Here is a 19,877-nt window from a genome sequence, read left to right on the forward strand (position 1 = left end):
TACACGCCGGGCAAGGTGCTTCGCGCAGCGGTGGAGGCCAGGGACGGGACCTGCACGTTCGTCGGGTGCGACACCCCGGCGACGACATGCGACCTCGACCATATCGAGCCGTTCGACCACGACCGCGACCGCGACGACGGCGCCGCTGCCGGGGATGGGGGTGGCGGTGCGCGTGGCCAGACCAACGCGTGGAACCTGCATGCCCTGTGCCGTCGGCACCACCTGCTCAAGACGCACGCGGGATGGGGTGTCGAGCGTGATCCGGTCTCGGGCGTCACGACCTGGACCACGCCCGCGGGCAGAGCGCACGTTCGGCGACCGTCGGTGCTGGACACCGGGGTCGACCTGGACCAGGTCGACCCGGGCACCAGCCAGGACCTGACGCTGCGTGCCCTGGCCGGACGTCGGCTGCCCCGCGCCTACACCGAGACCGGACATGCACCCACCGCCGGCACCGACGCTCCGTCCGGGCCCGGCGACCCGCCGTTCTGAGCCGCCGTCGGGTGAGCCGCCGACGTTCCGCCGGCCCGCCGCCGACACGGGCGACCACCACGTTCCGTGTCCGGACACCCGATCTTCATCCGGGCTTCCGTTACAGGACCGCGGTCTCGTAATTCACGGCCATCTGCGGGGAGTTCCATATCGATATCGCCAGTCGCGATATCCCGCCGGCCACCGGTCGGCCTCCCGAAAGGAACGCCCATGCGCCCCCGCGCACTCCCGGCTCTGGGCCTGCTCACCCTCGGCACCACCCTCCTGCTCAGCGGCTGCTCCGGCACTGCCTCCGCCGACGCCGCGGCGTCGGACCCCGACGCACCCATCACGTTCGCCACCACCCCGCTCGGCGACGACCCAGGCGCCGAGAACCCCATCGAGGCGTTCGCCGGCCTGGTCGAGGCCGAGACCGGCCGCGACGTCGAGATCGTCGACGTGCCCGACTACACGGCCGTCGTCGAGGCCCTGCGCAACCACCACGTCGACATCGGCTTCATGAGCGGCTTCCCGTCGGCCCTCGCGGTCAACACAGGGGAGGTCGACTCGCTGGTCGCGTGGCCGGGCAATGACGACCCGGTCTCGACCTGCCTCGTGCTCGACGGCTCGCCCCTGGAGTCGCTCGACGACATCATGCCCGACACGGTGGTCGCCTTCGCCGACCCGGCGTCCAGCAGCGGCTACTTCATGCCGGTGGCCATGCTGCACGACGCCGGCCTGGAGCAGGACGCCGACTACACCCCGATGTTCAGCGGCGGGCACGACATGAGCTTCACCGCCCTCAAGGAGGGCCAGGTCGACGTGGCCTGCACGTCCACGATCTTCCCGGCGATGGCGGGTCTGGGCGACCCGATGTTCCCGTTCGAGAAGGGCGAGACCCGCTCGATCGGCGAGAGCGCGTCGATGCCGGTTGCCGTCACCGTGCTCGCCGACCAGGAGCTCGCCGACGACAAGAGTGAGCTGCTGAAGCAGGTCCTGCCGAAGGTGTTCGTCGAGGAGAACGCCGACGCCCTCGGCGCGATGTTCGAGGCGATGCAGGGCACCGAGCCGATCGTCGACCCCGACCCGTCGATCTTCCAGCCCTTCGTCGACATCGCCGCGATCGCCGACGTCGACATCTCGGACCTGGGCTGAGCATGACCGGCCCAGCACTCGTCTCGGTGCGCGACCTGCGGGTCGCCTACGGCGACGGCCCCCTCGTGCTCGACGGCGTCGACCTCGACCTGTTCCCGGGCGAGATGGTCGCGCTCCTCGGCTCGTCCGGCTCCGGCAAGTCGACCCTGATGCGCAGCCTCACGGGCTTCGCGCCGATCACCGGCGGATCGGCGCACGTCGTCGGGCACGACCTGACGCGCCTCCCGCGCCGCCGGCTGCGCGACGTGCGCGCCTCGGCCGGCCAGGTGTTCCAGCAGTTCAACCTCGTCGGCCGGCTCAGCGTGCTCACCAACGTGCTGACCGGGGCGCTGCACGACGCCGGCCCGCTCAACCTCGCCGGCGGGTTCTCCGGCGCGCACCGCCGGCGCGCACTGGAGCTGCTCGACCGCGTCGGCATCGCCCACAAGGCCACCGAGCAGGCGCGCTCCCTCTCGGGCGGGCAGCAGCAGCGCGTCGCGATCGCCCGCGCGCTCATGCAGGAGCCGCGGATCATCCTCGCCGACGAACCCGTCGCCTCGCTCGACCCGAGGATGTCGCACGCCGTGCTGGAGCTGCTGCGCGAGATCGCGCACCAGGACGGGATCCCCGTGCTCGTCAGCCTGCACGTGCTGCCGCTCGCGCTGGAGCACTCCGACCGCATCGTGGGCCTGCGCCACGGCAAGGTGCTCGTCTCGGCGCCGACCGACCGGCTCGACGCCGCGGCGCTCGACGTGCTCTACGACGAGGAGGCACACGACGACGAGTCACACGACGAGGCCCACGACGACGCCCACGACCACGCCGCCCACGACGACAGGAAGGAGACCCACCGTGTCGACGATCTCGTCTGATCCCGCGGCCCCGACCACGCCCCGGCGTCGCCGGAGCAGCCGGTCCACGCCGGAGCCGCAGCTCGACCCGCGCACCCGCGCCCGCCTGGAGCGCGCGGTCAACGTGCCCCGCGCGCGGTTCCTGCTCGGCCTGCCGGTCGCCGCCGTCCTGCTGGTGTGGTCGTTCGTCGGCGCGGAGTTCGACTTCGCGAAGCTCGGCGAGGGCACCGTGAACATGGGCGACTTCCTGCTGCGGCTCTTCCCGCCCACCTGGGACAAGTTCGGCACCATCGTCGAGCTGCTGGTGGAGACGCTGCAGATGGCGATCGTGGGCACCGTGCTCGGCGCCGTCCTCTCGCTGGTGGTCGCCTTCGGCGCGGCGTCGAACATCGCCCCGCGCTGGCTGTACTACCCGACACGGTGGGTCATGAACGTGATCCGCTCCCTGCCCGACCTCGTGTTCGCGCTGATGTTCGTCTCCGCCGTGGGGCTGGGGCCGTTCGCCGGCATCCTCGCCATGACCGTCGGCTCGATCGGCTCCATCGGCAAGGTCTTCGCGGAGGCCATGGAGGCCGTCGACGACGGCCCGGTGACCGCCGTGCGCGCGGTCGGCGCCTCCCGGCGGCAGGTCGTCCAGTACGGCGTGCTGCCCCAGGCCGGGCCGCTGCTGGTCTCGTACACGCTGCTGCTCTTCGAGGGCAACGTGCGGGGCGCGACCATCCTCGGCCTGGTCGGCGCCGGCGGCATCGGCCTGGAGCTGACCACGGCCATGCGCATGTACGACTACGGTCATCTCAGCGCGATAGTCATCTGCATCATCGTGCTGGTCACGGTCATCGACCAGGCCAGCGCCGTCATCCGAAGGAAGATCACATGACCACCACCCCCGCGCTCACGCTCAGCGCCCCCGTCAACCTGCGCGACCTGGGCGGCATCCCCGTCGCGGGCGGCGTCGTCCGGGAGGGCTTCGCCCTCCGTGCCGACGACCTCGCCCTCGTGCCGGACGACGTCGCCCGCGGCCTGGTCGACGGCGGCGTGCGGGCGATCATCGACCTGCGCTCGACCGACGAGCTCGGCGTGACCGGCCGCGGCCCGCTCGGCGCGCACTCGAACGTGAGCTACCACCACGTGCCCCTGCTGGCCGACATCGGCGCGGCCGCCGGGGACGCCGGGGCGCACCCGGTCGCCGAGATGATGGACCAGACCAAATTCGGCCGGATGTACCTGCGGATGTACGAGGGCGCCGCCCCGCAGATCGTCACGGCCCTCGCGATCATCGCCCACGCGCCGGGCGCCGTCGCGTTCCACTGCGCCGCCGGCCAGGACCGCACGGGCGTGCTCGCCGCGTCGCTGCTGCTCGCGCTCGGCGCCGACCAGGACGACATCGTCGCCGACTACGTGCGCACCGGCGAGAACTCCGCCGCGATCATGGCGCGCATCTCGCCCGTGATGCGGCCGCTGATGAGCCGGTTCGGCATCGAGCTCGACGCCGCGGCCCTGGCCGCCGTCAGCACGGAGTTCTCGCCGGCGCCCATGCAGGAGCTGTTCGCGGCGCTCACCGAGCGGCACGGCGACCCGCTGGCGCCGCTGCGCGCCGCGGGGCTCACCGACGGGCTCGTCGCCCAGCTGCGGTCCCGGGCGCTCGCGGGCTCCGGCACGGGCACTGCGCCGGGCACGGCTGCGGGCACCGCGTAGGTGGCTGACGACATCCCGCGCGGCCCCGGCCGTCCGCGCGCCCAGGGGCACGACGAGCGGATCGTGGACGCCGCCGTCGAGCTCCTGGAGCGCGGCGAGGAGATCACGGTGAGCCGGGTCGTGGAGCGCAGCGGCGTCAGCCGCGCGGCGATCTACCGGCGGTGGCCCAGCATGACCGACCTGGTCGCGACGGCCCTGGACCGGGGCCGCACGCCGCACACCATCCCCCTGGAGGGCGACCTCCTGCAGAACGTGCTCGACGCGTACACGACCTCGTCCTCCGCGACGCGCGAGACCTACTCCGAGGAGCGGTTCCGGCTGCGCATGCGGCTTGCGATGACGGACCGCAAGCTCGCCCAGGCGTACTGGCGGTCGCACGTCTCGCGGCGGCGCGGCGGCATGGTCGCGGTGCTGCGGGCCGGGATCGAGCGCGGCCTGCTGCGCCCCGACATCGACGTCGACGCCTGCATCGACCTGGTCAACGGCGTCTTCTACTACCAGTTCGTGGTGCGCGGCGTGACCCTGGACGACCCGGAGGCGCTGGCCCGCTGCCGCGAGGGCATCCGGGTCGCGTGGCGCGGCATGGCGGTGGGGGCTGCGTGAGCCCGGGACAGGAGGTGAGCCCGGCACACGAGGTGAGCCCGGCCCAGGAGGTCGAGATCCCGCCGGCCCTCGCGGCGTCGTATGCCACGGGCTTCGGCGAGGCGGGCCGGGCATGGATCGCGGCGCTCCCGGCCCTGGTCGCCGAGGTGCTGGACCGCTGGGAGCTGCGGCGGGACGACGCGCCCCGCTCGGGAGCGGCATCGCTCGTGGTGCCCGTCGTCGGGAAGGACGGCGCGCGCGCCGTCGTCAGGCTGCAGCTGCCCCGCGCCGAGACCGCCGCCGCGCTGGCCGGGCTGCAGGCCTGGGACGGGCGGGGGATGGTGCGGCTGCTCGACCACGATCCCGGCACCGGCACGATGCTGCTGGAGCGTCTGGACGGCGCCCGCACGCTCGCCTCGGTCGAGGACGACACCGTGGCGACCCAGCTCCTCGGCGAGCTGCACGCGCGGCTGCTCGCGGTCCCGGCGGCGCCCGGCCTGCCACATCTCGGCGACGTCGCCTCGACGATGCTGGAGCAGGTCCCGCGAGCCGTCGCCGGTCTGGCCGATCCGGCCGAGCGGCGTGTCCTGCGGGACTGGGCCTCGGTCGTGGCGGAGCTGGTGGGCGAACCCGGCGACCGGATGCTGCACTGGGACCTGCACCACGACAACGTCCTCGCCGCGCAGCGGGAGCCATGGCTCGCGATCGACCCGGAGCCGCTCGTGGGTGACCCCGGCTTCGACCTGTGGCCGGCGCTGGACAGCCGGTGGGGCGAGGTCGTCGCCGGCGGTGACCCAGGGCGTGTGGTGCGCCGGAGGTTCGACCAGCTCACGGAGGTGCTCGAGCTCGACCGAGAGCGGGCGACCGGCTGGACGCTCGGGCGGCTGCTCCAGAACGCCCTGTGGGACCTCGAGGACGGCGCGAGCGCGCTCGCTCCCGCGGCGCTGGTCGTGGCGGGAGCCCTTCCCTGACCTGCCCGGACCGCGATCCGGTGTCACGATGGCGCGTATGAGCGAGACGAGAGACCTCCCGGTCCTGGTGGGCGTGGACGGCTCGGACTCGGCCACGGAGGCCGTGCGCTGGGCAGCGCGCGAGGCCGCCCGGCGCGGCGCGCCGCTGGTCCTCGTCAGCGTGTGGACGCCGGTTCCTCCCGGTGTCCCGCATGCCGCCATGCTCGGGTCGTACGAGGACGCGCTGATCGCACAGGGCACGCAGTGGCTCGACGACGCCGCCGCGGCCGCCGCGCAGGAGGCGCCCGACGTCCCGGTCACCACGCGGCTGGCCATCGGCTCGGTGGCGGGGCAGCTCGTGGGCAGGTCGGCGACGGCCGGACTGGTCGTGCTGGGTTCGCGCGGGCTCGGCGGGTTCACCGGGCTGCTGGTGGGCTCCATCGCGGTGGCCGTGGCCACGCACGGGCACTGCCCGGTCGTGGTGGTGCGGGGCCAGGGCGCGGCGTCCGCCCAGGAGGGACCGGTGGTGGTCGGCGTCGACGGGTCGCCCACGAGCCGGGAGGCGATCCGCTTCGCCTTCGACGCCGCCGCCCTCCGCGGCGCACCCCTGGTCGCCGTGCACGCATGGCGCGACGCGCCGGCGCCGGCCCTCGGCCGACGGGAGTCCCCGGACCAGGCTGTGCAGGATCAGAGCGTGCAGGATCAGAGCGTGCAGGATCAGGCCGTGCAGGACCAGGCCGTGCAGGAGCACGGCGCCCAGGCCCTGGACCGCTGGCTCGCCGACGCCCGGGCGGACCACCCGGACGTCCGCGTCGAGCGGGTCGTCGCCCCGGACGGTCCCACCGCTGCCCTGCTCGACCGGGCCGAGGGCGCCCGGCTCGTCGTGGTGGGGTCACGCGGGCGCGGCGGGTTTCGTGGCCTGCTGCTGGGCTCCACCAGCCAGGCCCTGATCTACCACGCGCCCTGTCCGGTGGCGGTCGTGCCGCCGGCGGAGTGACGGGCGCCACGTACCGGGTTCCCCGCGTGGCTTGACGCGGGTGCCCGAAGGATTAAGTTAGGTCAGGCAAACCTAAGTCGCGCCACGCCGTCCGGTCCGGGCGGCGTTCCTTTCGCCTGCACGAGGAGCCTTCCGCATGCCCTCACACCTGCCCGCAGTGACGCAGCCAGTGCCCACCGCACCCTCGGGTTCGAGCCACGACACGACCGCGCTGCTGCGCGGGGCCACCGCGAGCACCTATGCGGACACCGTCCGCGCGGTCGCCGACGACATCGCCGTCCGGCTCACGTCCGTGACGCAGCCGTTCTCGGGCGCCAGCCGCTCCGAGCTGCAGGGTCTGGTGGACGCCGTCGACCTGGACGGCCCGCCCTCGGGCACCCAGGCGGCGCTGCGCGAGGCCGCGGACCTGTATGCGCAGCATGCGATCTGGTTCCACGAACCCACCTACGCCGCGCACCTCAACTGCCCGGTCGCGCTGCCCGCCGTCGGCGCGGAGACGATGCTCGCCGCGATCAACACCTCGGTCGACACCTACGACCAGTCCACGGTCGCCACCCTCATGGAGCGGCGCCTGGTCGAGTGGACGGCGGGCCGCATAGGCTTCGCCCTGCCTGGAGACGAGGGTGGGGACGGGGACGGCGACGGCGCCGACGGCATCTTCACCTCGGGCGGCACCCAGTCCAACTTCCAGGCCCTGTTCCTGGCCCGGGAGCGCGCCCGCCGCGACGGCGTCCGGCTGGAGGCCATGCGGATCCTCGCCACGGGCGCGAGCCACTTCAGCGTCGCCAAGTCCGCGCTGCTGCTGGGCCTGCCGCACGACGCCGTGGTCGAGGTGGGCACCGACGCCGAGGGCCGGATGAGCCCGGACGCCCTCGGCCAGACCCTCGTCGACATCGAGCGCACGGGCGACACGGTGGTCGCCGTCGTCGCGACCGCCGGCACCACCGACCGCGGCCGTATCGACCCGCTGGTCCCGATCGCCGACCTGTGCGACGCCGTCGGCACCTGGCTGCACGTCGACGCCGCCTACGGCTGCGGCCTGCTGGTCAGCCCCACGCGCCGGCACCTGCTCGACGGCATCGAGCGCGCCCGCAGCGTCACCGTCGACTTCCACAAGTCGTTCTTCCAGCCCGTCTCCTCCAGCGCCCTGATCGTGCGCGAGCGGCCCGACCTCGCCCCCGTGGCCTGGCACGCCGACTACCTCAACCCGGCCGAGGAGTCCGGGGAGCCGACCCCCGACCTCAACCAGGTCGACAAGTCCCTGCAGACCACGCGCCGCTTCGACGCCCTCAAGCTCTGGGTCACGCTGCGCGCCCTCGGGGCGGACGGCGTCGGCGCCCTGGTGGACGCCGTGTGCGACCTGGCCGCCGCCGTGCACCAGGACCTCGCCGGCGACACCGACTTCCGTCTCGTCGGGGGCACCGACCTGTCCACGGTCCTGTTCCGCTACGAGCCCGAGGGCCTCGACCCCGAGCGCGCCGACGCGCTCGTGCCCCAGGTGCGGCGCGTCCTGTTCGACTCCGGCCGCGCCCTGGTCGCCAAGACCGTGATCGACGGCCGCCCCTGCCTCAAGCTCACCCTGCTCAACCCCGACGCCACGCTCGCAGACATCCGCGGCGTCCTGGAGCTCGTCCGCTCCGCCGCCCACGGGCTGCTCGCGGGGGAGGCGCTCGCGGACACGGACGAGCCGCCGTGCCGGGACGTGCACCCGCGGCTGGCGCGCGGCGAGGGGGAGACGCGATGAGCACCGACCAGATAAAGGTCCACGACCTGCTCGGCATCGGCATCGGCCCGTTCGACCTGGGCCTCGCGGCGCTCGCGCAGCCCCTTCCCGACGTCGACGCCGTCTTCCTGGACCAGCGCGACGGCTTCTCCTGGCACGCGGGGATGCTCATCGAGGGCACCACGCTGCAGGTCCCGTTCCTGGCCGACCTGGTGACGATGGCCGACCCGACGTCGCCCTACTCGTTCCTGGCGTGGCTCAAGGCGACGGGGCGGCTGTACCCGTTCTACATCCGCGAGTCGTTCTACCCGCTGCGCGCGGAGTACGACCAGTACTGCCGCTGGGTGGCCGAGCAGCTCCCGACGCTGCGCTGGGGTCGGCGCGTCACCAGCGTGGTGCGGGTCGCCGACCCGGCCGCCGGAGCAGGCGGGCCGTCCGGCGAAGGTGACTACCTGTTCGAGGTGACGGCGGAGACTGCCCACGGCGTCGAGAAATACTGTGCCAAGCACCTCGTGCTGGGCACCGGCACCCAGCCGCGGCTGCCCGCCTTCCTTGCCGCCCTGGAGGAGACCCACGGCGGCACGGCCGGCCCCGTGGTGCACACGAGCGACTACCTGCCGCACCGCGCGGAGCTCGCCGCGGCCGGCTCGGTCACTGTGGTCGGCAGCGGGCAGTCCGCGGCCGAGGTGTACCGCGACCTGCTGGAGGGCTGCGGCACCGGGCCGGGGGAGCACCGCGTGGACTGGGTGACGCGCTCGCCGCGGTTCTTCCCGATGGAGTACACGAAGCTGACGCTCGAGATGACGTCGCCCGAGTACACCGACCACTACGTGTCGCTGCCGATCGAGCAGCGCGACGTGCTGGGTCGCGAGCAGCGCAACCTCTACAAGGGCATCAGCGGCGACCTGATCGACGACATCTACGACACCCTGTACCGCAAGTCCGCGCTGGGCGCGGAGGTGCCGACGACGCTGCTGTCCGACACGGAGGTGGTCGCAGCGCGGTTCGACCCTGCTGAGGGCGAGTACGTGCTCACCCTCCGCCACGCACAGCTCGGCACGACGGCGGAGCACCGCACCCGCGCGATCGTCGCCGCCACGGGCTACGCCGCCACGGTGCCCGCCTTCCTGGCGCCCGGCCTGGTCAACCTCGACGCGCGCGGCCGCTACGCCGTGCGCCGCGACTACACCGTGGACGACGACGGGCGGATCCACGTGGTCAACGGCGAGGAGCACACCCACGGCGTCACGGCGCCCGACCTCGGCTTCGGCGCCTGGCGCAACTCCGTGATCCTCGCGAACGTCACGGGCCGCGAGCCGTACCCGATCGAGCGCCGCATCGCCTTCCAGCAGTTCGGCCTGCCCGACGGCGGGGACGGGCGGGCCGGCACGTCCACACCGGCCAGCACACCTACCCACGACGAGATGGAGGCCGCCCGGTGAACGCCCCGACGACGGTCCACACGTTCGCGACCACGACCCGTCTCGGCGAGGTGACGCTCGAACCCGTCGACCCGGTGCGCGACGCCGAGCTGGTGCAGCGCTGGCTGGCGCACCCGGCGTCGGCGTTCTGGCAGATGAGCGAGCTGCACGTCGACGACGTGCGCGAGTACCTGGCCGGCATCCAGGGCCGCCCCGGCGAGGACGGCTGGCTCGGCCGCCTCGACGGCGAGCCTGTCTTCCTGACGGAGACGTACGACCCGCGCCTGCTGCTCGACGGCGTCCACGACACGCAGCCCGGCGACCTCGGCATGCACCTGCTGGTGGCCCCGCCCGCGACCCCGCGGCACGGGCTGACCGACGCCGTGATGACGGCGGTCATGCGGTTCTGCCTGTCGGGATCCGACACCGGCACGGATCCGGCGGCCGGCCGCGGCGCCACGCGCGTCGTCGTCGAGCCCGACGTCGGCAACCGGAAGATCGCCGCCAAGAACGCGGCCGCCGGGTTCCGCGTGCTGCGCGAGGTGGACCTCGGCCGCGGCGTGCACGCCAAGCGCGCCGCCCTGAGCGTCGCGACCCGCGAGGACTTCGCGGCGTCCGCGCTCGGGGACGGGTTCGCGCCCGGCAGGGAGCCCGCGACCCACCGGCCCGACCCCATGATCGCCACGCACCTCACGGCGGAGCACATGGAGCACGCCCACCGGCACCTGGCCGCCAAAGCCCTGGCGGAGCTGGCCCACGAGCGGCTCTTCGCGCCGGAGAGCGACGGTGCCCCCGACGCCTACCGCCTCGACCTCGACGGCGTCACCTACCGGTTCACCGCCCGCCGGTACGCCCTGGAGCACTGGGTGGTCGACCCGGCGTCGATCCGCCGCACGGCGGACGCGGGCGTGCGGGGCGCCGTCGTCCTGCCCGTGGACGCGCTGGAGCTGATCGCGGAGCTGCAGCCGCTGCTGCAGGTGCCCGACACCCTGCTCGCGACCTACCTCGAGGAGCTGTCCGCGACCCTGGCCAGCGCGGCCGCGAAGCGGGAGCGCGAGCTCGACGGCACCACGCCCTCGGTGCGCGGCCTGCTGGAGGCGGCCCGGACGGCGTCCGGCACGCACGCCACCGCGGAGGCGTTCCAGCAGGTCGAGGCCGCGATGTCCGAGGGGCACCCGAGCTTCGTCGCGAACAACGGCCGCATCGGCTTCTCCCTGCGCGACTACCGCGCCTACGCGCCCGAGCGCGGCCGGCGGCTGCGCATGCTGTGGCTCGCCGCGCGCCGCGAGCACAGCCACCTCGCGCTCGCGGCCGACCAGACCGAGGCCGGCCACTACGGCACCCTGGGCACGCCGGGCGAGCTGTCCGACGCCGAGCGCGCCGCCTTCGCCGACCGCCTCGCCGCCCGCGGCCTCGACCCCGCCGACTACCTCTACCTGCCCGTGCACCCCTGGCAGTGGGAGCACCGCGTGGCGATCACGTTCGCGGCCGACGTCGCGCGCGGCGACCTCGTGCCCCTCGGCCCCGGCTCGGACGAGTACCAGGCCCAGCAGTCGATCCGCACCATGTTCAACCGCACGCGCCCCGAGCGGCACTACGTCAAGGTGGCCCTCGCGATCCAGAACATGGGGTTCCTGCGCGGGCTCTCCCCGGCCTACATGCGCGCCACCCCTGCGATCAACGACTGGGTCGCGGACCTGGTCGGCGGCGACGAGACCCTGCGCCGCGCCGGGTTCGGCGTGCTGCGCGAGCTGGCCTCGGTGGGTTACACGGGCGACGTCTACCACCGCACGCCCCAGCCCAACCCGCACCGCAAGATGCTCGCCGCCCTGTGGCGCGAGTCGCCCGTGCCCCGGCTGGCGGACGGCGAACGCCTCGTGACCATGGCGAGCTTCCTGCACCGCGACGCGGACGGGGCGTCGTTCGCCACGGGCCTGGTCCGCGAGTCCGGCGTCGCGCCCGAGCAGTGGCTGCGCGCCTACCTCGACGCCTACGTCTACCCGCTGGTGCACTGCCTGCTGAGCTACGAGCTCGCGTTCATGCCGCACGGCGAGAACCTCATCCTGGTGCTGCGCGACGGCGTGGTGCAGCGCGCGATCATGAAGGACATCGGCGAGGAGGTCGCCCTGCTGGGCCACGGCCCCCTGCCGGACGGCGTCGAGCGCATCCGGTCCGTCGTGGACGACGACGAGAAGGCGCTCGCGATCTTCACCGACGTGTTCGACGGCGTGCTGCGGCACCTGGCGGGCATCCTCGCCGAGGACGGCGTGCTGGCCGAGGACCGGTTCTGGGCGCTGGTCGCCGAGACGATCGACCGGCACGCGGCCGAGCACCCCGACGTACGTGCCCGGACGGGGATCGACCTGCGGGCCGCGCGGTTCGCGCACTCGTGCCTCAACCGGCTGCAGCTGCGCAACACCCTGCAGATGGTGGACCTGACCAACCAGTCCGAGTCGCTGATCTACGCGGGTACGCTCGCGAACCCCGTGCGGCGCAGAGAGAGATGATAGGGAACGTGGACTTCGACCTGTTTCGTGACGACCTCGGCATCCCGCACGTGCGGGCCGCGACCGAGACGGCGCTGGCCTACGGCCAGGGCTGGGTGACCGCCCAGGACCGCGGGCTGCAGGTCGAGGCGGACCGGATGCGCGCCGAGGAGCGGTTCGGCGAGCTCGCCGGCGCGGCAGGGGAGGCGTGGGACCGGTTCGCCGCGCGGGAACGGCTGGCCGCCACGGCCCGCGCGATCCACGACGCCCTGGCCGGGCCCGAGCGCGCGTGGCTGGCCGCGTACGCGGACGGCGTCAGCGCCGGGCTGCTGGCGGGCGGCCGGGACGTGCCGGAGCTGGCCGGGGTGCCGTTCCGGCCCTGGGCGCCGTGGACGCCGATCGGCGTGTTCCTGGCGAGCCACGTCCTGTTCAACGGGTTCCCGGGCGTCCTGTGGCGGGCGCACGTCGCCCGGCACCTGCACGTCCCGGGCGTGCCGCTGGACCGGGTGCTGGGCCTGTTCGTGGCCGACGGCGGTTCCGGGTCCAACGCGTGGGCGGTGCACGGCCGGTTCACGGAGTCGGGCAGCCCGCTGGTCGCGGGCGACCCGCACCGCACCCTGGAGCTGCCCGGCCCGTACCAGCAGGTCAGGCTGGCGTGCACCGACCCCGCCGCGCCCTACGACGTCGTCGGCCTCGCCTTCCCGGGCGTGCCCGGCGTGCCGCACTTCGGGCACGCGGTTCACGCCTCGGCGGGGTCGGGCGGGCGTCCGGCGTCCGCCGTGGCGTGGGGCATCACCAACGCCCTGGCGCACCACGTCGAGGTCGTGTCCGACGGCGCGGACAGCGGCCGGCCCGAGGGCTGGCGCCTGCACTGGCCGACCCGCGAGCTGTCCGACGTCGGCGTGGGCGCGTGGCGCGCGCTGCTGCACGCCCGCACCGCCCGGGACGTCGCCGACGCGTTCGGCGGCTGGGTCGACCCCGTCAACCGGGTGCTGACCGCGGACAGCACCGGCGAGGTGCTGAGCCTGACGGCGGGCAAGGTCCCGCACGTGCCGGCCGGCGCGCCGGAGCGGGCGCTGCCGACCGCCAAGCCGGCGGACGGCTACGTGGACCTCCCGGCGCCGGCCCTGGTGGCCGAGGTCGCCGTCGACGCGAACGAGCGGCCCGTGACGCAGCGGCCCGCCGGCCAGGACGGTCGCCCGGGCTCCGGCCCGCGCGACCTGCGTCCCGGCCGCGAGGCGCACGACCTCGGCTGGTCCTACCCGCCGTACCGCGCGGAACGCATCCGCCAGCTCCTCGCCGCGGCCACCGCGGCGGAGTCGCCCGCCACGCAGGCCCGGATCCACGGCGACACCCGCGACCTCGGCGCCGCCGGGCTCGTCGAGCACCTGGCGGGCGACGCCTCCGCGGCCGCCGTCCGCCTGCGCGCCTGGGTGGCCGACGGCGCCCACGTGGACGCGACCTCCGTCGACGCCGCCCTGTACATGCGCTGGCGCGACACCCTGGCCCGCCGCCTCGCGGGGCACCCCGTGTTCGCGTCGCTGCACGAGCCGCACGGGCAGGACCCGGCGCTCATGCCGGTGCTCGGCGGCGTCTTCGACGTCCCGACGGCGGTCGGGGCCGGGCTCGCGCGGATCCTCGCGGCCGACTGGCTCGTCGTCGTGGGTCCGGACGGGCAGCGGCTGCGGATCGACGCCGCCGCGGAGGCGAGCGGGGCGCTGGCCGAGGTGGCGCTCACGGACCAGCCCTGGGGCGACCTGCACGTCCCCGCCCCGCTGCTGCCCGTGCCGGACCTGGGCGCGCCCGCCGTGCCGGGCCGGCCGCTCGGCGTGGCGCCCGCCCCGGTCTCGGGCAACAACGAGACGGTGCGCTGCACGGGCGGCTGGCCCGGGGTGGCGCTCACCGCGTACCGGGCGTCGGTGGCGCGGTACGTCTGGGACCTGTCGGACCGCGCCAACAGCCGGTGGGGCGTCCCGTTCGGGGCCGACGGGCGGCCGGGCAGCCCGCACTTCGACGACCAGCACGCCACGTGGGCCGACGCCCGCACCTCCGCCGTCGTCACCGACTGGGACCGGCTGCGCCCCGCTGACACCAGCCTGCGGCTGCTGAACGGGCCCCGCGGCGCGGAGGTGTGGCGTCGCGACTTCGGCGCGGACGGCGTCGTCACCGTGCACATGCTGGACCCGGACGCCGACGCCGACCTGCTGCACGGGTGGTTCACCCAGCCGCGCGCGGCGTTCTGGGGGATGGGGGAGCACACACGCGACGAGGTGCGCGACACGTACGCGTTCGTGGACTCCTTGGAGACCCACCACGCCTACCTCGTGCGGTGGGACGGCGAGCCCGTGGTGCTCGTCCAGGCCTACCACCCGGAGCACGACCCGGTCGGCACCGCCTACGACGTGCGGGAGGGCGACCTCGGGCTGCACTTCTTCCTGGGCAGCCGCGGCCCGGTCGCCCGGCAGGGGGCACCCGCGGACGCCTGGTCGGTGCTCGGGCCCGCGATGCGCGGCTTCCTCTTCGCCGGGGCGGGCACCCGCCGCGTGGTCGGCGAGCCGGACGCGCACAACGAGAAGGCGCAGCGCCGCATGCTGGCGATGGGGTTCACCGCGGGCGAGGTGGTGTCGTTCGAGTCGCCGCAGGGGCCGAAGACGGCGCGGATGGCCTACCTGGACCGATAAAGTCCGTGACCCGAACGCCGGCCCGGGGCGGTAGCGTCGCGGGATGGTCACCGCACAGCCCGCCGCCCGGCCGGCCGCCGAGGAACTGCACCGCACCCTGCTCGTCCGCCCGCCGTCGCCCGCCCTGGCCGACGGCGAGCTGACGCACCTCGAACGCGTCCCCGTCGACGCGGACCTGGCCGCCCGGCAGTGGGCCCGGTACGTGGACGTGTTCCGCGGCCTGGGCTGGGCGGTGCGCGAGCTGCCCGCGGCCGACGCCCACCCGGACGGCGTGTTCGTCGAGGACGCGGTGGTCGTGTTCGACGGCGCTGCCGGTGGCGCTGCCGGTGGGCTGATGGTCCTGACCCGGCCCGGGGCCCTGTCCCGGCGCGGCGAGATCGACTCGATGCGGCCCGTGGCCGAGGCGGCCGGCCGCGAGGTCGCGGAGATCGCCGAGCCGGGCACCCTGGAGGGCGGCGACATCCTCAAGGTCGGCCGCACCGTCTACGTGGGGCGCACCGAGCGGACCAACGCCGAGGGCGCGGCGCAGCTCCGCGCGCTCCTGGAGCCCCGCGGCTGGCGCGTCGTGGAGGTGCCCGTGACCCGGGCGCTGCACCTCAAGTCGGCCGTGACCGCCCTGCCGGACGGCACGGTGATCGGGTACGAGCCGCTGGTCGACGACCCGGGCGCGTTCGACTCGTTCCTGGCCGTCCCGGAGGCGGAGGGCACCGCCGTCGTCGTCCTTGACCCGACGACCGTGCTGCTGTCGGAGTCCGCGCCGGCCACCGCGGAGCTCCTGCGGGGGCGCGGGCTCACGGTGCTCACCACGCCGGTCACCGAGTTCGAGAAGCTCGAGGGCTGCGTCACGTGCCTCTCGGTGCGGGTGCGCTGACCCGCACGGTGACGCAACTTCCCGGCCCGCAGACCTGTGGCGCAGGTCACAGGAAAGAAGGTGCTTACCGAAACTAACAACTTGCCTCCGGCGGGATAATGGTTGTGATGCCTCCCACAGACGAACGCTCGAATCGATCCGATCCTTCTTCTGACCCCATCAGTCCGCCCGGCGACGAGCGCAGCACCTTCGCCTCGATCCGCCGCCTGTACCCCTACGTCCGCCCCGCGATGCCGCGGCTGATCGGCGGCCTGCTCGCCTCCCTCGGCGCCAGCCTCATGGCGCTCGCCATCCCGCGCGTGCTGCAGTGGGTCACCGACGGCCCGCTCACGGCGGGCGCGCGCGAGCACGACTGGACGGGCCTGATCTGGTCCGTCGTGCTCGTGGCCCTGCTCGGCGTGGGCGAGGCCGGCCTGATCCTGCTGCGCCGCACGCTCGTCATGTTCCCCGGCACGCGCGTCGAGGCCGTGATGCGCATGGCGCTGTTCAAGCACCTGCAGGACCTCCCGGTCGCGTTCCACGACCGCTGGCCCGGCGGGCAGCTGCTCAGCCGCATCATGGGCGACCTCGGCCTGCTGCGCCGCTGGCTCGTCTTCGGCATCCTGCAGCTCGTGGTCAGCTTCGTGACCATCGTCGTCGGCGTCGGCCTGCTCGTGGCCACCGGGGGCTGGCTGGGCATCATCTTCCTGTGCGGCGCGATCCCGGTGACCATCCTGGCGTTCCGGTTCTCCCGCAAGTACCGGAAGATCTCGCGGCTCTCGCAGGACCAGTCGGGCGACCTCGCCACCACCGTCGAGGAGTCCGTGCACGGCATCCGCGTGCTCAAGGCGTTCGGCCGCGGCCCCGACGCCCTGGACTCGTTCACCGACCAGGCGTCCGAGCTGCGCGAGACCGAGATCCGCAAGGCCACCACCGACGCCGGCCTGACCACGGCGCTGCGCGTGATCCCCGAGGTCACGCAGGGCGTCGCGCTCGTGGTCGGCGTCTACCTGGTGGCCCAGGGCGACATGACGCTCGGCGCCCTGGTCGCGTTCTTCACCACCACCGCGGTCATCAACGGCCCGGTCGTCGACCTCGGCATGACCCTGTCGATGACGCTCAACGCGCGCACCGCCGTCGACCGGTTCTTCGAGGTGATCGAGACGATCAACCCGCTCACGGACCCGACGCGGCCCGCAGACCTGCCACCCGGCACCGCCCGGGCCGCCCAGGGCAGCGGGGGCGGGCACGTCGCCTTCCGGAACGTCACCTTCCGGTACGACGACGCCGAACGGCCCGTGCTCGACCAGGTCGACCTGGAGCTGCCGCCCGGCACCACGACCGCCCTGGTCGGCCTCACCGGCTCCGGCAAGTCCACCCTGGCGATGCTCCCGCCCCGGCTCTTCGACGTCTCGGCGGGCGTGGTCGAGGTGGACGGCGTCGACGTGCGCGACCTGACCCGCGCCCAGGTGCGGGAGCGTGTCGCCGTGGCCTTCGAGGACCCGACCCTGTTCTCCGCCTCCGTCCGGGACAACGTGCTGCTCGGTGTGTCCGACGACCTGCCGGAGGCCGAGCGGGAGGCGCTCATGACGCAGGCGCTCGACGTCGCCCAGGCCCAGTTCGTGCTGGACCTGCCCGACGGCGTCGGCACGCGCATCGGCGAGGAGGGCATGTCGCTGTCCGGCGGGCAGCGCCAGCGCCTCGCCCTGGCGCGCGCCATCGCCGCCCGGCCGCGCGTGCTCGTGCTCGACGACCCGCTGTCCGCCCTCGACGTCACCACTGAGGAGGCCGTCACGGCCCGCCTGCGGGATGTGCTGCGGGACACGACCAGCCTGATCATCGCGCACCGCCCCTCGACCGTGGCCCTGGCCGACCGGGTGGCCGTGCTGCAGGGCGGGCGCATCACCGCCGTCGGCACCCACCACGACCTGCTGGCCACCGACCCGCACTACCGGTACATCATCTCGAGCCTCGAGGGGGACTACGAGGCGCACGACGGCGAGAACGCCGAGCCCGAGAGCCAGGAGGCGCTGTCATGACCGCGACCACGCAGACCACCCCTGAGACGGCGGGCCGCCGTCGGCCCACCGACGCCGCCGCGGACGACGAGACACTCCTCGGCAAGGACGCGTCCCAGGCCGTCCGGCGCCGCTCCATGCAGCTGCTCGGCGACCTGCTGCGCCCCCACAAGCGCGCCCTGGCCTGGGCCGCCGTGCTCGTGGTCGCGTCCACGCTCGGCCAGGTCGCCGGGCCGTGGCTCGTCGCCGTGGCCATCGACAAGGCCGTGCCCGCCCTGCAGGACGGCTCGGTCACGCCCCTGGTCCTCACCGGCGCCGGGTACCTCGTCGCGGCCGTGCTCGGCGGCGTGGCCGCCGGCGCCTACGTGCGGGCGGCGGCCCGCATCGCCCAGGCCGTGCTGCTCGACCTGCGCCGCCGCGTGTTCCGCCAGACCCAGCGGCTCTCGCTCGAGTTCCACGAGTCCTACACCTCGGGCCGCATCATCTCCCGGCAGACCTCCGACCTGGAGGCGCTGCGCGAGCTGCTCGACGGCGGTCTGACCGGCGTCGTCTCCTCCCTGCTGCTGATGGTGTTCACCTTCGTCAGCCTGCTGCTCATCGACTGGCGCTCCGGCCTCGTGCTCGCCGTCGCGTTCCTCCCGGCCTGGCTGCTCACCCGCTGGTTCCAGCGGATGTCGCAGCGGTACTACCGGGAGCAGCGGACGGCGTCCGCCCGGCTCATCGTCAAGTTCGTCGAGACCATGACCGGCATGCGCGCCGTGCAGGCGTTCCGCCGCGAGCCCACCACCGAGGCGGACTACGGCAAGCTCGGCGAGGACTACCGCGACGCCAACCTGCAGATCTTCGGCGTCAACGGCCGGTTCCAGCCGGGCCTGATCCTCATCGGCAACCTGACGGTCGTGGCGGCGCTTGCCGTCGGCGGCTGGCGGGTGCTCGACGGGGCGATGGAGGTCGGCGTGCTCGCGGCCGTGCTGCTGTACTGCAAGCGGTTCTTCCAGCCCGTGCAGCAGCTCGGCATGTTCTACAACTCGTTCCAGTCCGCCACGGCGGCGCTGGAGAAGGTCTCGGGCCTGCTCGCAGAGGAGCCGACCGTCGTCGAGCCCGCCCACCCGACGCCGCTCGTGACCACGGGCGAGCGGGCCCGCGGCGAGCTGCGGCTGGACCACGTGCGGTTCCAATACGGCGACGGCCCCGTGGTGCTGCCGGACCTGGACCTCACCATCCCGGCCGGCCAGACCGTGGCCGTGGTGGGCACCACCGGCGCCGGGAAGTCGACGGTGGCGAAGCTGGTGACGCGGTTCTACGACGCGTCCACCGGCGCGGTGCGGCTGGACGGCATCGACGTGCGGGACCTGGCCTCGGCCGACCTGCGGCGCGCCGTCGTCATGGTCACGCAGGAGGCATACCTGTTCAGCGGGTCCGTGCGCGAGAACATCGCGCTCGGCCGGCCCGGCGCGAGCCAGGCCGAGATCGAGGCCGCGGCCCGCGCCGTGGGCGCGCACGAGTTCGTCATGGAGATGCCCGACGGGTACGACACCGACGTGAACAAGCGCGGCGGGCGGGTCTCCGCCGGGCAGCGCCAGCTCCTGTCGTTCGCCCGGGCGTTCCTCGCGGACCCGGCGGTCCTGGTGCTCGACGAGGCGACGTCCTCGCTCGACATGCCGGGCGAACGGCTCGTCCAGCGCGGCCTGCAGACCCTGCTGGCCGACCGGACGGCGATCATCATCGCCCACCGGCTGTCCACCGTGGCGATCGCCGACCGGGTGCTCGTCATGGAGCACGGCCGGGTGGTCGAGGACGGCACGCCCGCCGAGCTGATCGCCGGCGACGGCCGGTACGCGCGGCTGCACGAGGCGTGGCAGGACTCGCTGGTGTGAGGGTCAGCGGCCGCGCAGGCCGGCGGTGATCGCGGCCAGGGCCCGGTCGAGCTCGGCGTCGGTCACCCCGCCGAAGCCGAGCACCAGGCCCGTCAGGTCGGCGGTCCGGCAGTACAGCTCCAGGAGTCGCACCTCGAACCC

General features: G+C 74.1%; 15 protein-coding genes. All 15 read left to right on the top strand.

The features are described 5' to 3' along the window. The coding region (locus ACFWEJ_RS14950; RefSeq protein ID WP_377229993.1) for an HNH endonuclease signature motif containing protein at nucleotides 1-492 on the top strand (492 nt) is incomplete at its 5' end. A gap of 210 nt (nucleotides 493-702) precedes the next feature. Then, on the top strand, nucleotides 703-1,626 hold the full coding sequence (gene phnD / locus ACFWEJ_RS14955) for a phosphate/phosphite/phosphonate ABC transporter substrate-binding protein (protein ID WP_377229994.1): 924 nt from the start codon (nucleotides 703-705) through the stop codon (nucleotides 1,624-1,626). Nucleotides 1,627-1,628: 2 nt separating this feature from the next. Continuing rightward, entirely contained in the window at nucleotides 1,629-2,477 is an 849-nt protein-coding gene (locus tag ACFWEJ_RS14960) for a phosphonate ABC transporter ATP-binding protein (RefSeq protein ID WP_377229995.1), read from the top strand. Then, nucleotides 2,458-3,333, top strand: a complete 876-nt coding sequence (gene phnE, locus ACFWEJ_RS14965) for a phosphonate ABC transporter, permease protein PhnE (protein WP_377229996.1) — start codon at nucleotides 2,458-2,460, stop codon at nucleotides 3,331-3,333. The genes ACFWEJ_RS14960 and phnE overlap by 20 nt, the downstream gene beginning before the upstream one ends. Then, nucleotides 3,330-4,151, top strand: coding sequence for a tyrosine-protein phosphatase (locus ACFWEJ_RS14970; protein ID WP_377229997.1), 822 nt, complete (start codon nucleotides 3,330-3,332; stop codon nucleotides 4,149-4,151). The genes phnE and ACFWEJ_RS14970 overlap by 4 nt, the downstream gene beginning before the upstream one ends. After that, nucleotides 4,152-4,754: a TetR/AcrR family transcriptional regulator gene (locus ACFWEJ_RS14975; protein ID WP_377229998.1), complete on the top strand. Its 603-nt coding sequence runs from the start codon at nucleotides 4,152-4,154 to the stop codon at nucleotides 4,752-4,754. Nucleotides 4,755-4,786: 32 nt separating this feature from the next. Continuing rightward, nucleotides 4,787-5,704 (top strand): aminoglycoside phosphotransferase family protein, encoded by a 918-nt coding sequence (locus ACFWEJ_RS14980; RefSeq protein WP_377230007.1) that lies wholly within the window; start codon nucleotides 4,787-4,789, stop codon nucleotides 5,702-5,704. Between the two features lie 37 nt (nucleotides 5,705-5,741). Then, nucleotides 5,742-6,680 carry a universal stress protein gene (locus tag ACFWEJ_RS14985; RefSeq protein WP_377229999.1) on the top strand — a complete coding sequence of 313 codons (939 nt, stop codon included), beginning with the start codon at nucleotides 5,742-5,744 and terminating at the stop codon, nucleotides 6,678-6,680. Between the two features lie 136 nt (nucleotides 6,681-6,816). Then, the gene (locus ACFWEJ_RS14990) at nucleotides 6,817-8,424 is read left to right on the top strand and encodes a pyridoxal phosphate-dependent decarboxylase family protein (RefSeq protein ID WP_377230000.1); all 1,608 of its coding nucleotides are present in this window, start codon (nucleotides 6,817-6,819) and stop codon (nucleotides 8,422-8,424) included. Further along, nucleotides 8,421-9,845, top strand: a complete 1,425-nt coding sequence (locus ACFWEJ_RS14995; RefSeq protein ID WP_377230001.1) for a lysine N(6)-hydroxylase/L-ornithine N(5)-oxygenase family protein — start codon at nucleotides 8,421-8,423, stop codon at nucleotides 9,843-9,845. The genes ACFWEJ_RS14990 and ACFWEJ_RS14995 overlap by 4 nt, the downstream gene beginning before the upstream one ends. After that, entirely contained in the window at nucleotides 9,842-12,331 is a 2,490-nt protein-coding gene (locus ACFWEJ_RS15000) for a GNAT family N-acetyltransferase (protein ID WP_377230002.1), read from the top strand. Before ACFWEJ_RS14995 ends, ACFWEJ_RS15000 begins: the two co-directional genes overlap by 4 nt. An 8-nt stretch (nucleotides 12,332-12,339) precedes the next feature. Beyond that, nucleotides 12,340-14,991 carry a GNAT family N-acetyltransferase gene (locus ACFWEJ_RS15005; protein ID WP_377230003.1) on the top strand — a complete coding sequence of 884 codons (2,652 nt, stop codon included), beginning with the start codon at nucleotides 12,340-12,342 and terminating at the stop codon, nucleotides 14,989-14,991. 43 nt (nucleotides 14,992-15,034) lie between these two features. After that, on the top strand, nucleotides 15,035-15,862 hold the full coding sequence (ddaH, locus tag ACFWEJ_RS15010; RefSeq protein WP_377230004.1) for a dimethylargininase: 828 nt from the start codon (nucleotides 15,035-15,037) through the stop codon (nucleotides 15,860-15,862). A gap of 107 nt (nucleotides 15,863-15,969) precedes the next feature. Next, nucleotides 15,970-17,880: an ABC transporter ATP-binding protein gene (locus tag ACFWEJ_RS15015; RefSeq protein WP_377230005.1), complete on the top strand. Its 1,911-nt coding sequence runs from the start codon at nucleotides 15,970-15,972 to the stop codon at nucleotides 17,878-17,880. Next, nucleotides 17,877-19,736, top strand: coding sequence for an ABC transporter ATP-binding protein (locus tag ACFWEJ_RS15020; RefSeq protein ID WP_377230006.1), 1,860 nt, complete (start codon nucleotides 17,877-17,879; stop codon nucleotides 19,734-19,736). The genes ACFWEJ_RS15015 and ACFWEJ_RS15020 overlap by 4 nt, the downstream gene beginning before the upstream one ends. Nucleotides 19,737-19,877: the final 141 nt, after the last annotated feature.

The sequence above is a fragment of the Promicromonospora sp. NPDC060204 genome (assembly GCF_042728455.1).
Lineage (GTDB): Bacteria > Actinomycetota > Actinomycetes > Actinomycetales > Cellulomonadaceae > Promicromonospora.